13 protein-coding genes are annotated in these 12,065 nt (G+C 67.5%); 1 reads left to right on the top strand and 12 read right to left on the bottom strand.

Features of this window, described 5'->3' with window-relative positions; translation table 11 throughout:
- The first annotated feature begins 33 nt into the window (after positions 1–33).
- Positions 34–909, top strand: a complete 876-nt coding sequence (locus BM109_RS25020; RefSeq protein WP_093348709.1) for a CgeB family protein — start codon at positions 34–36, stop codon at positions 907–909.
- Positions 910–942: 33 nt separating this feature from the next.
- On the opposite strand, the gene BM109_RS25015 is transcribed toward BM109_RS25020, so the two are convergent.
- From BM109_RS25015 to lepA, 12 genes are all read right to left on the bottom strand, one after another.
- The gene (locus BM109_RS25015; protein WP_093348707.1) at positions 943–1,752 is read right to left on the bottom strand and encodes a glycosyltransferase family 2 protein; all 810 of its coding nucleotides are present in this window, start codon (positions 1,750–1,752) and stop codon (positions 943–945) included.
- A 13-nt stretch (positions 1,753–1,765) separates the two neighbouring features.
- Positions 1,766–2,440 carry a class I SAM-dependent methyltransferase gene (locus BM109_RS25010; RefSeq protein ID WP_093348704.1) on the bottom strand — a complete coding sequence of 225 codons (675 nt, stop codon included), beginning with the start codon at positions 2,438–2,440 and terminating at the stop codon, positions 1,766–1,768.
- Positions 2,441–2,565: 125 nt separating this feature from the next.
- Complete coding sequence (locus BM109_RS25005) at positions 2,566–3,915, bottom strand: glycosyltransferase family protein (RefSeq protein WP_093348701.1); 1,350 nt, start codon at positions 3,913–3,915, stop codon at positions 2,566–2,568.
- A 46-nt stretch (positions 3,916–3,961) separates the two neighbouring features.
- On the bottom strand, positions 3,962–5,050 hold the full coding sequence (nagZ, locus tag BM109_RS25000) for a beta-N-acetylhexosaminidase (RefSeq protein WP_093348699.1): 1,089 nt from the start codon (positions 5,048–5,050) through the stop codon (positions 3,962–3,964).
- A complete protein-coding gene (gene acpS / locus BM109_RS24995) occupies positions 5,047–5,454 on the bottom strand; it encodes a holo-ACP synthase (RefSeq protein WP_057592281.1) in 408 nt (135 codons plus the stop codon). Before acpS ends, nagZ begins: the two co-directional genes overlap by 4 nt.
- On the bottom strand, positions 5,451–6,227 hold the full coding sequence (locus BM109_RS24990; protein WP_093348696.1) for a pyridoxine 5'-phosphate synthase: 777 nt from the start codon (positions 6,225–6,227) through the stop codon (positions 5,451–5,453). The genes acpS and BM109_RS24990 overlap by 4 nt, the downstream gene beginning before the upstream one ends.
- Positions 6,224–6,997, bottom strand: a complete 774-nt coding sequence (recO, locus tag BM109_RS24985) for a DNA repair protein RecO (protein WP_093348694.1) — start codon at positions 6,995–6,997, stop codon at positions 6,224–6,226. Before recO ends, BM109_RS24990 begins: the two co-directional genes overlap by 4 nt.
- A 1-nt stretch (position 6,998) precedes the next feature.
- Complete coding sequence (era, locus tag BM109_RS24980; RefSeq protein WP_093348691.1) at positions 6,999–7,973, bottom strand: GTPase Era; 975 nt, start codon at positions 7,971–7,973, stop codon at positions 6,999–7,001.
- A gap of 7 nt (positions 7,974–7,980) precedes the next feature.
- Complete coding sequence (rnc, locus tag BM109_RS24975; RefSeq protein ID WP_093348689.1) at positions 7,981–8,667, bottom strand: ribonuclease III; 687 nt, start codon at positions 8,665–8,667, stop codon at positions 7,981–7,983.
- A 17-nt stretch (positions 8,668–8,684) separates the two neighbouring features.
- Positions 8,685–9,053 carry a DUF4845 domain-containing protein gene (locus tag BM109_RS24970; RefSeq protein WP_093348686.1) on the bottom strand — a complete coding sequence of 123 codons (369 nt, stop codon included), beginning with the start codon at positions 9,051–9,053 and terminating at the stop codon, positions 8,685–8,687.
- A gap of 33 nt (positions 9,054–9,086) precedes the next feature.
- Positions 9,087–10,052 (bottom strand): signal peptidase I, encoded by a 966-nt coding sequence (lepB, locus tag BM109_RS24965; RefSeq protein ID WP_093348684.1) that lies wholly within the window; start codon positions 10,050–10,052, stop codon positions 9,087–9,089.
- A gap of 5 nt (positions 10,053–10,057) precedes the next feature.
- Positions 10,058–11,869, bottom strand: coding sequence for a translation elongation factor 4 (lepA, locus tag BM109_RS24960; protein ID WP_093348681.1), 1,812 nt, complete (start codon positions 11,867–11,869; stop codon positions 10,058–10,060).
- Positions 11,870–12,065 lie beyond the last annotated feature (196 nt).

The following is a 12,065-nucleotide window of genomic DNA, read 5'->3' as shown; positions in this document are numbered from 1 at the left end:
GGGAGGCGCGCCCCCAAGAGAAAGAGGGAGCCCATGAAACATCCACTGCACCTGACATCGGCGGGCGATCCGCAGTTCATCGGAGAGATCGTCGAGGGCTTCAGGCTCGGGCTCCTCGAACTCGGCTACGACGTCAACTGGCAGCAGGCGCAGGTCGACGCGCGCCGCGTCAACATCGTCATGTTCGCGGCCGGGCTAACCTGGAACCAGCTGGCGCACCTCGGGCCCGACTGCATCGTCGTCAACATCGAGCAACTGGTCGAAGGCGGCAATGCCTTCACGCCGGCCTACCTGGAGATCCTGCGCAACAGCTACGTGTGGGAATACAGCGCGCTGAACTTCCGGCGCTACGCGGAGCTCGGCATCGCCCGCGCGGACCTGGTGCCCTACGGCTACCAGGCCGGCGCCATCCTGCCGCCGCCGGCGTCCGACCCGCCCGTGGCCGAAGACATCGACGTCCTCTTCTTCGGCAGCCTCAACGATCGGCGCATGCGCCTGCTGGAGGCGCTGCGCGCGCGCGGAATGACCGTCGTGGCGCACCATTCGATCCCGGTGGCGGAGCGCGCCGCCCTGCTGGCACGCAGCCGCCTGCTGCTCAACGTGAGCTTCCTCGACGCCACGCGCACGGTGGAGATTCCGCGGCTGGCAGTCGGTTTCGTCGCGAAGAAGCCGATCCTGACCGAGATCTACGACGACAGCGAGCTGCGGACCGAGCTGCGCGAGGGGGTCTTCGGCGAGCCCTATGAGCGGCTCGCGGACACGGCCGAGCGGCTGCTGTCGGCACCGGAAGAACGCCTGGAACGCGCCGAGCTGGGCCACCGGCTCTTCACGGCCACGTCGCAAGCGATGTTCATCCAGCCCGCGATCGAGCGCTTCTTCACGTGGCGCTCGCAACAAGCCGGCGGCTGAGCCGACCGCGAGTGCGCAGGCCGGCGCCCCGGTTCAGCGAAAGAAGGCCGACAGCTCGACGGCCAGGGCTTCGACCTCTTCCTGCGACATGTCGGCGATCGCCTCCGGCGCACGCGCATTCTCGGTATCGCGAATCCGCTCGATGTGCTCGCCGCGCGAGACCGAGTCATGGTGCAGGTGGAACATCGGCACGTTCATCGAGTGCCAGCGCACGCCGAGCCGCGAAGCGCGGCGCAGCAGTTCGTCGTCCTCGCCGCCCCAGCCCTCGAGCCGCGCGTTGTAGCCGCCCACGCGGATGTACTCGCTGCGCTTGAACAGCACGATGCCGCCGTTGGCATTGGGGTACAGCACGATCGCGTCCTCGGGCAATTGCTGCGGATCGATGGTGGCCAGGCGGCCATAGTCCGGGTCGGCCATGAAGCCCTGCTTGAGCGCGCCGGCGACGTTGATCACCGACCAGTAGGGGCACAGCGCATCGCTGTCCTGCCCCTCCATCAGGGCGTCGATGCAGGCCCGCAGCGACTGCGGCTGGGCGATCGAGTCGGCATCGTGGAAGCAGATCACCGGGCTGCGCGCGAGCCGCACGCCGGTGTTGTAGAGCATCGACTTGGGAAACGGACCGTCGTGCGGCACGAAGACATGCCGGATGTGCGGATCGTCGAGCCGGCGCCAGTCGAAGCTCGGCGTGGCCGCGGCCTCGAGCAGCCACAGCCGGTAGTCGGTGTAGGTGCGCCCCAGGTGCGCGAGCACGGTGTAGAGGTTCTCGCGCCGCTCCTCGTTGGCCTCGCGGTACGACACGATGATGTCGATGTCGCGCAGGGAGGTCTTGTTCGCTTCGGCCATGGCGCTGCGGCTCTCAGAAAGGCCGGTAGAGGATGAAGTTGTCGTCGCCCGCGGGCTGCTTGAAGCGGGTGTCCCGGATCTCGAGCTGCACCGGCTGGGTCTTCTCGTCCTGGTAACGGTTGAAGATGCCCGCGCCGTTCACCTTCTCGACCACTTCCGCCAGGCCGGGGCCGGCCCAGTTGTCATGGCCGCGCAGCAGGTAGAAATGCATCACGCCGCACTGCTGGTGCGCCCAGTAGTCGTGCCACGAGAAGGAATCGGGCCGCCAGAGCGAGTTGTGGCCCTCGAAGAAGACGGGGCGGCTCATCGGCATGCACTCGGGCGTGGAGATGAGGATATAGCGCGAGCGGTAGTTGAGGAACTCCAGCAGGTCCCGGCCCTGCGAATGCAGCATGTGCTCGATCACGTCGCCGAGGATGACGACGTCGTAGAGGTCGCTGCTCTGCTTGTACAGCCCGTCGGCGGTGATCGGGAGGATGTGGTGGTAGCCCGTTTCGCGCAGGCCCGGGAAGGCCGCTTCGTCGCATTCGAGCGCGGTGAGCTCGCAGCGCGGAACGATGTCCTTGAGCAGCGCGCCGTACTTGCCGCCCCCGGCGCCGATGTCGAGGATGCGCTGCGGGTCGATCGCCCGGACGATCTCCTGCGTCAGGACGTCGAAGGTGGGCCAGGAATAGCCTATGTGCGCCATGGGAATCCCTCTGCTCTCGCTGCTGTTCTGGGGCGTACGACTGTACAGGAGCGCCCTGGCGCGGCGGGCGCCGCGGTGTCAGGTTCTGCACGGTTGCGCGGGCTTTGATCGCCCACGGCCGGCGGCTAGCGGCTCTTCTGCGAGGCCGCGTCCATGGCGGCCATGTACACCGACCGGTAGGGCTCGGACAGGCTCACGAAATGGACCAGCAGCGTGTCCTCGTCGGCCAGCAGCGGCGGCGTGTTGAGGCTGAGGTTGTCCAGCACGCTGTGCTCGCCGAGCAGGCCCTCCTCCTTCAGCACCTCGTTGGTGTAGTGCTGGTCGCCCAGGCTGCTGTAGACCTGGGACTTGTCGGCCACCTCGCCGATGCGCGCCCAGATGCGTTCCAGCAGCGCGAGGTTGGCCGGCGTGTTGCGAAAACCCATGACGCCCGAATTGAAGCGCCAGGCGCCGACGTCCTTGGCCAACAGCAGGTCGCGGCCCTGCAGCAGCGGCTCGAAGGGGCGCGCCTGGTTGCGGAAGACCACGTCGGCGTCGACCCAGATCACCCAGTCGTGCTGCGCCAGGTGCTGCTGCAGCAGCCAGGTGCGCACCCACGAGCCGTTGATGCCGGGCCCGATCGCTTCGGGCAACGCCCGGTACACGTGGTACGCGTGGCCATGGCGCTCGCAGTAGCGGCGCACGTTGTGTTCCGACACGCGCGCGTAGGTGGCGATGTGGTGGGTGTAGAGCGTGAGGAAGGCGATGCGCGCCTGCGGATTGACGCTGGTGCACGCCTCGTCGGACAGCACCGGATAGTCGGGCGGCTGCAGCACCGGGCGGCCCTGCATCAGGGCACCGTTGACCTCGCGCACCAGCAGCGCCTGCAGGTTCAGGTCGTGCAGGATCTCGTCGCGCCAGCCACCGTCGGGCAACGGCACCGGCAGCGCGGCGAGGTTCACCACGAAGACCCGCGCGTCGTGCCACTGCGAGACGCGCCACGAGACGTTGACGTAGGCCTCGGCCAGCACGCTGTTGCAGGGCAGGAGCCCCGCCGGTGCCAGGCGCGCGGTCTCGTCGAGGCGCGGCGATTCGAGCGCGACCACGTGGCCGGCGTCGATGATCAGCTGATGCAGCAGCGCGCGGTTGCCGCGCGTGTTGCGCAGCACCAGCATGTTGGTCATGGCGGGACCGGCGCGGTCGCCGGTCGATGGCCCCTCGAGCGCGACCAGGTCGCGCCCCTGCATCAGCGCCTCGACCGCGACCGGGTGGAACACCACCGAATCGCCGTCGAGGAACAGCAGCCAGTCACCCTCGGCCAGCGTGCGCAGGTGGCGCAGGATCTGGCTGTACTTGGCGCTCGCGCGCAGCGCCGGATGAGCGATGCGCTCGGTGTCGGCCCACTGGTGCGGATAGCCGAACAGGCGGCAGTAGTGCGCATGGTTGCGCAGCACCGCCTCGTCCGCGCGCTGAAGAAGGCTGAGGCACAGGGGCATGGGTCACTCCAGGCAGCGGACCGCCGCGGGCGACGATGGCATCGCGCTAGATGTCGAGCAAGCGGCGCGCATCGAGGTACCCGCGCGAACGCGTGAGCGCCTGCCAGTCGACGGGCTCGCCTTGCGGCAGCAGGCCGCGGCGCCGTGCCTCGCCGGCGCGCGCCTCGGCACCGGGCTGCCAGCGACCGGCGCGTTCGGCGGCTTCGAAGCCGTCGAGGAACTCGTCGAGCGGCCGGCCCTCGCCGATGCTCTGGTTGCACAGCAGTGCCAGGTCGCAGCCGGCGCCGAGCGCAGCCAGCGCCGCGTCGGCGAAGCTCAGCAGTTCGCCGTCGATGTAGCGACCGGCCTCCATGCTGAGGTCGTCGCTGAAGATGGCGCCGTCGAAGCCGAAGCGGCCGCGCAGGATCTCGCGCAGCCAGCGCGGCGAGAAGCCCGCGGGGCGGCTGTCGACCTTCGGATAGATCACGTGCGCCGGCATGACCGCCGCCAGCGCGCCGCCGAGCCAGTCGTAGGGCCGCGCGTCGTCGGCCAGGATGGCCTTGAGGCTGCGCTTGTCGACCGGGATCTCGACATGCGAATCGGCATTGACCCAGCCGTGTCCCGGAAAGTGCTTGCCGCAGTTGCGCATGCCCGCGAGCAGCATGCCGTGCATCAGGCTCTTGGCCAGCAGCGCGACCACGCGCGGATCGCGGTGGAAACTGCGCGTGCCGATCACGGTGCTGCGGCCATGGTCGAGGTCGAGCACCGGCGCGAAGCTGAAGTCGACGCCGCAGGCGCGCAACTCGCCGGCCAGCACCTGGCCCGCCGCAGTGGCGACCTGGGTGGCCTGCATGGCGTCGCGCATCCAGAGCTCGCCCAGCGACTGCATCGTCGGCAGGTGGGTGAAGCCGTCGCTGCGAAAGCGCTGCACCCGCCCGCCCTCGTGGTCGACGCAGATCAGCAGGTCGGGCCGGATCGCCTTGATCTCGGCATTGAGCGCCGTCATCTGCGCGCGGCTTTCCCAGTTGCGCGCGAAATGGATCACGCCGCCCACGCGCGGATGCGCCAGCCGGCGGCGGTCGGCATCGGTCAGCGCCGTGCCGGCCACGTCGACGATCAGCGGCGACAGAAGCAGTTCCTCGGTCTTCGCACTCATGGCGCGGGCCCATCCTTGCGTTCGACCACCACGAAGCTCGCGGCGTATTCGGTTTCGTCGGTGACGGTGACGTGGGCCGTGAGGTTCTGCGCCTCGAACCAGGTCTTGAGCTCGCCGTGCAGCACGATCACCGGCTTGCCGCTGCGCAGGTTGGCGATCTCGCACAGCCGCCAGCTCATCGGCATGCGCATGCCCATGCCGATGGCCTTGCTGAAGGCCTCCTTGGCCGAGAAACGGGTGGCAAGGTAGCTGAGGCCGCGCTTGGGCCAGCGCTCGCTGCGGGCCTTCCAGACCGCGAATTCGGCGTCGCTGAGCACCCGGCGCGCGAAGCGCTCGCCCTGGCGCTCGAAGGTCGCGGCGATGCGGCGAACGTCGCAGATGTCGGTGCCGATGCCGTAGATCATGCGGCGGCGTGGGCCTCGGCGATGCAGCGCAGGTAGTCGCGCGTGGCGGCCTCGTAGCCCAGCTCGAGCGCGTCGGCCACGAAGGCATGGCCGATCGAGACCTCCTGCACGCCGGGCACCGCCTTCAGGAAGGGCGTGAGGTTGTCGCGGCTCAGGTCGTGGCCGGCGTTCAGGCCCAGGCCGGCGGCGAGCGCGGCGCGCGCCGTGGCCGCGTAGCGCTCGAGCACGGCCTGCTCGTCGGGCGTGCCGCGCGAGGCCGCGAAGGATTCGGTGTAGAGCTCGACGCGGTCGGCGCCGACGGCCTTGGCCGCGGCCATCATCTCGGGGATCGGGTCCATGAACAGGCTGACGCGCACGCCCAGCGCCCTGGCTTCCGCGATCAGCGGGCGCAGGCGCTCGGCGTCGTCGGGGAAGGTCCAGCCATGGTCGCTGGTGGACTGGGTCTCGCTGTCGGGCACGAAGGTGGCCTGGTGGGGACGCAGCTCGCGCACGAAGTCCATCAGGTTCTGGAACGGGTTGCCCTCGATGTTGAACTCGATGCCGGGCCAGTCTTTCGCCAGCAGCGCCGACAGGTCGTGCACGTCGTGCGTGCGGATGTGGCGCGCGTCGGGCCGCGGATGCACGGTGATGCCCTGGGCGCCGGCCTGCAGGCACAGGGTGGCGGCCTTCACCACGCTCGGAATGCCCAGGTGGCGCGTGTTGCGCACCAGCGCGACCTTGTTGAGATTGACCGACAGCGCGGTGGTGCCGGCCGAGGCAGAGGAAGTGCTCATAGTGCTTGGATATCTCTCATCAACTGCCGCGTACGCAGCGTGGACACGCCGCAATGGTAGTTGAGCAGCGCGCGCAGCTGGTTGCGCAGCGCGCTGTTGCTGCCGTTGCTCAGGGTCGCGACCAGCCGCAGCGTGGCGGTGAACGGCGCGCGGTCGTCGAGCGCCGCCTGCAGCCGCTGCCAGTCGGTGCCGGCCAGCGCGGCCTCGTCGTCGGCCGCGGCGCGCAGGCCGGCCTCGGCGACCAGGGCGTAGCGGGTGCCGGCTTCGAGCGACTCCAGCGTCAGGGTCTGCACATCGAGCTGCGGCAGCAGGCCGACCCCGCGCAGCAGCAGCAGCTCGAAGGCGCGCAGCGCGGCCGCCTGGGTGGCGGCCTGGGCGCCGCCGTGATCGCCGGCCAGCACCTGCACCACGCCGCCATAGGCGTCGAACAGGGCCTCGTGCGCGTCGTCGCGCGCCAGCAGGCGCAGCAGCAGCTCGTTGAGGTAGTAGCCCGACAGCAGCGCATCGCCAGTGGGCATGACGTGGCCGCCCATCCATTCCGCGCCCTTGAGGGTGCGGATCTCGGCATCACCGCCGTAGTTGATCTCCAGCGGCTGCAGTGGCAGCAGCACCGGGCGGAAGTTGGAGCTCGGCCGCTTCGCCCCCTTGGCCACGAGCGCGATGCGCCCGTGGTGGCGGGTGAAGACCTCGAGGATCAGGCTCGACTCGCTCCAGTCGTAGCGATGGAGCACATAGGCCGGTTCGTGCGAAACGCGGTGGGCGGCGGCCACTTCATTCGTAGCCGAACGAGCGCACGCGGGCCTCGTCGTCGGCCCAGCCCGAACGCACCTTGACCCAGAGTTCGAGGAACACCTTGGCGTCGGCCAGCTTCTCGAGCTCGACGCGGGTTTCCATGCCGATGCGCTTGATGCGCTCGCCCTTGTCGCCGATCACCATCGCCTTGTGGCTGTCGCGCTCCACCACGATGGTGGCGGCGATGCGCAGCAGGCGCTTGTGGCCCTTCTTCTGCGGCGCTTCCTCGTCGAACTTGTCGATGACGACGGTCGAGGTGTAGGGCAGCTCGTCGCCGGTGAGGCGGAACAGCTTCTCGCGCACCAGCTCGCTGGCGAGGAACTTCTCGCTGCGGTCGGTGAGCTCGTCCTCGTCGTAGAACCAGGGCTGCTCGGGCAGGTACTTCTCGCAGATGCCGAACAGGCGCTCGACGTCCTTCGCGTTCTTGGCCGACATCGGCACGAACTCGGCGAACTCGTGCTTGGTCTGCATCTGCTGCAGCCAGGGCGCGATGTCGCCGCGGCGCCCGACGTTGTCGAGCTTGTTGGCCAGCAGGATCGTCGGGATGCCCTTGCCGAGCAGCTTGAGCACGCGCTCGTCGGCCGGCGTGAAGCTGCCGGCCTCGACCACGAACAGGATCAGGTCGACGTCGCCGACCGCGCCCTGCACGGTCTTGTTGAGCGACTTGTTCAGCGCGTTGGCATGCAGGGTCTGGAAACCCGGCGTGTCGACGAACACGAACTGCGTGGCGCCGAGCGTGCGCATGCCGGTGATGCGGTGGCGCGTGGTCTGCGCCTTGCGCGAGGTGATGCTGATCTTCTGGCCGACCAGCGCGTTGAGCAGCGTCGACTTGCCCACGTTGGGCTTGCCGACGATGGCGACCAGACCGCAGTGCTGCGGGCCCGTGGCTTCCGATGGTTTGGATTCGCCCGCCGGGTCCTGGGGCTGTGCTGCTGATTTGATAGCGTCGTTCATTTCGTTTTCACGCGCCGCCGCGTGCCTTGAGGCGGATCAACATGGCGGCGGCTGCCGCCTGCTCGCCGGCGCGGCGCGAACCGCCGATGCCGCGTTCGCGAAGGCCCAGTTCGGGCACTTCGCACTCGACGTCGAAGGTCTGCTTGTGCGCTGCCCCCAGTGTCCCCGCGACGCGGTAGACGGGCAGCTTCATTTTGTGACCCTGCAGCCATTCCTGCAATTCGGTCTTCGGGTCCTTGCCCACCGCTTCCATGCGCGGATTGATCTCGACCGCCTCGTAGAGCCGGTGCACCAGCGCCTGCGCGGCCGAGAAGCCGGCATCGAGGTAGACCGCGCCGATCAGCGCCTCGAGCGCGTCGGCCAGGATCGAGGGTCGATTCGGACCGCCGGAGCGGGCTTCGCCCTCGCCCAGCCGCAGCAGCGGCGAGAGCGCGAGGCCCACGGCCAGCCGGTGCAGGGTGTCCTGCTTCACGAGGTTGGCGCGCACGCGCGACAGATCGCCTTCGGGCAGGGCCGCGAGGCGGGTGTAGAGCAGGTGCGAGACCGCCAGGTTCAGCACCGAGTCGCCGAGAAACTCGAGGCGCTCGTTGTGGTCGGCGGAGAAACTGCGGTGCGTGAGCGCGAGCTGCAGCAGCCGCGGGTCGGCGAACGTGTACTTCAGGCGCGACTGGAGCGCCGTGAGGCCGCCATCCACCTTGCTTCCCTGGGCGTTCAGTTGGTCTCGCCCTTGTACTTGAGCACGAGGTAGGCGGGGCCGAACAGCGGGATCTCGCGCTCGTAGGAGAAGGCCACCACGACCTTGTCGTTGACCTTCTTGATGTCGAGGTCCTTGCCGGTGACCGACTGGAAGTCGTCGATGGCCTGGGCGCGGTCGAAGATGGCGCGGATCTCGGGCACGGTGCTGCCTTCCTTGGCCTTGTTGGCGGCCTTGTAGATCGCCTGGTACTCGATCAGCGTCGGGATGACCTGGGCGACGACGACGCCCACGCAGGCCAGCACGACGGCCACGAACACGAGCCCGATGAACGAGATGCCGCGCTGGCGCGCCGCACTGTTCCGGCTGGACCGAACAGTTCTCATACCCTCATACCCCTCGAACGATTTGCTTGATGCTTATTGAAACGGACCGATGCGTCCCAGGTCGCCGAAGTTCATCCAGACGAAGAAGGCCCTGCCCACGATGTTCTTGTCCGGCACGAAGCCCCAGAAACGGGAGTCGGCCGAATTATCGCGGTTGTCGCCCATCATGAAATAGTTGCCGGCCGGCACCTTGCAGGTGACGCCTTCGACCGAGTAGCGGCAGTTCTCGCGGAAGGGGAAGTCGCTGGCACCGGGCACGAAGGCGGGGCCGGCATCGTCGTTGAGGATCTTGTGCTGCTTGCCCGCGAGGTTCTCGTCGAACTGCTTGAGCAGGCGCATCGACTCGCCGTCGAGGTAGTCGGGCGCGGGCTCCTTCGAGACCGGCTGGCCGTTGATGGTCAGCTTCTTGTTCAGGTAGGCCACCTCGTCGCCGGGAATGCCGACCACGCGCTTGATGTAGTCCTGGCTCGGCTTGGGCGGGTAGCGGAACACCACCACGTCGCCGCGCGCCAGCGGCGTGCCGTCGGTGATCTTGGTGTTGATCACCGGCAGCCGCAGGCCGTAGGTGAACTTGTTGACCAGGATCAGGTCGCCGGTGAGCAGCGTGGGCATCATCGAGCCCGAGGGAATCTTGAACGGCTCGTAGAGGAACGAGCGCAGCAGGAACACGACCAGGATCACGGGGAACAGCCCCGCGGTCCAGTCGAGCCACCAGGGCTGCATCAGCAGCCGCTCGCTGGCCTTGGCGTCGGCGGTATCGACTTGCTTGATGCCCTGGCCGGCGAGCCGCGCATTGCGCTCGGCCAGCGAGCTCTCGAGCGCGGCGGCCGCGCGCTCGCGTCGCGGCAGGAAGTAGAAGCGCTCGGCCAGCCAGTAGAGGCCGGTGACCACCGTGGCCAGGAACAACAGCAAGGCGAAGTTGCCCTCGATCGCTCCGAAGTACCAGGCGCCGATGTAGCCGGCGAATGCCGCAAGGATGAGGGAGGTGATGAATGCCATGTTGATCAGTCTTCGACTTGCAGGATCGCGAGGAAGGCCTCTTGCGGGACCTCGACCGAGCCGATCTGCTTCATTCTTTTCTTGCCCGCCTTCTGCTTCTCGAGCAGCTTCTTCTTGCGGGTGATGTCGCCGCCGTAGCACTTGGCCAGCACGTTCTTGCGCAGCGCCTTGATTGTCTCACGCGCAATGATGTTGACCCCGATGGCGGCCTGGATCGCCACGTCGAACATCTGGCGCGAGATGATCTCGCGCATCTTCGACACCACCGCGCGGCCGCGGTACTGCGACTGGGTGCGGTGCACGATGATCGAGAGCGCGTCGACCTTCTCGCCGTTGAGCAGGATGTCGACCTTGACCACGTCGGAGGCACGGTACTCCTTGAACTCGTAGTCCATGGAGGCATAGCCGCGGCTGACCGACTTCAGCTTGTCGAAGAAGTCGAGCACGATCTCGCCGAGCGGCATCTCGTAGGTCAGCATGACCTGGCGGCCGTGATAGGCCATGTTCATCTGCACGCCGCGCTTCTGGTTGGCGAGCGTCATGACGGCGCCGACGTATTCCTGCGGCATGTACAGATGCACGGTCACGATCGGCTCGCGGATCTCGCTCATCTTGCCGACGTCGGGCATCTTGGACGGGTTCTCGACCATGATGACCTCGCCGTCGCTGCGCACCACCTGGTAGACCACGCTCGGCGCGGTCGTGATCAGGTCCTGGTCGAACTCGCGCTCGAGGCGCTCCTGCACGATCTCCATGTGGAGCAGGCCGAGGAAGCCGCAGCGGAAGCCGAAGCCCAGCGCCTGGCTCACCTCGGGCTCGTAGCGCAGCGACGAGTCGTTGAGCTTGAGCTTCTCGAGCGCGTCGCGCAGCGAGTCGTACTCGCTGGCCTCGGTCGGATAGAGACCGGCGAACACCTGCGGCTGGATTTCCTTGAAGCCCGGCAGCGCCTCGGTCGCGGTGGCGGCCGCGCCGCCGGTGCCCGGCTTGATCAGCGTGACGGTGTCGCCGACCTTCGCGGCCTGCAGCTCCTTGATGCCCGCGATGATGTAGCCCACCTCGCCCGCCTCGAGCGAAGCGCGCGGCTCGTTGGCCGGCGTGAAGACACCGACGTTGTCGGCGTTGTAGCTGGCGCCCGAGGCCATCATCTTGATGCGGTCGCCCTTCGCGAGCCGACCGTCGACCACGCGCACCAGCATCACGACGCCGACGTACGGATCGAACCAGCTGTCGACGATCATCGCGCGCAGCGCGGCGTCGGGATTGCCGCGCGGCGCCGGCATCTTGTGCACGATCGCCTCGAGGATGTCGTCGATGCCCAGGCCGGTCTTCGCCGAGCACGGAATCGCATCGGTCGCATCGATGCCGATCACGTCCTCGATCTCGGTGCGCGCGTTGTCGGGATCGGCGTTCGGCAGATCCATCTTGTTGAGCACGGGCACCACTTCGACACCGAGGTCGAGCGCGGTGTAGCAGTTGGCCACCGTCTGCGCTTCCACGCCTTGCGATGCATCGACGACCAGCAGCGCGCCTTCGCATGCCGACAGCGAGCGACTCACTTCATAAGAGAAGTCGACGTGGCCCGGCGTGTCGATCAGATTGAGGTTGTAGACCTGTCCATCGCGTGCCTTGTAGTGCAGTGCCGCGGTCTGTGCCTTGATGGTTATCCCACGCTCTTTCTCGATGTCCATCGAGTCGAGCACCTGCGCTTCCATCTCGCGTTCCGCGAGGCCGCCGCAGCGCTGGATCAAACGGTCTGCGAGCGTCGACTTGCCATGGTCGATGTGCGCAATGATCGAAAAATTTCTGATGTGATTCATCAACGGGAACGCTTAAGTACTTGAATTGGCTCGTGCACAGAGGGCAACAGGCAAGAAAAAAGGGCGCGTCTCCTGGAGACGCGCCCTGAACCAACAAGCAATGGCAACTGCAGTAGTTGGAACTTCATTGTAGGCAAAAAGGGAAGCGCGTACATCCGGGAACAGGGTCCAAACGGGTCGTTGCGGGTCAACAACA

The sequence above is a fragment of the Variovorax sp. PDC80 genome, assembly GCF_900115375.1.
Classification (GTDB): domain Bacteria; phylum Pseudomonadota; class Gammaproteobacteria; order Burkholderiales; family Burkholderiaceae_C; genus Variovorax.
Note: the sequence above shows the minus strand (reverse complement) of the source record. Positions and strands in the feature narration are given on the sequence as shown.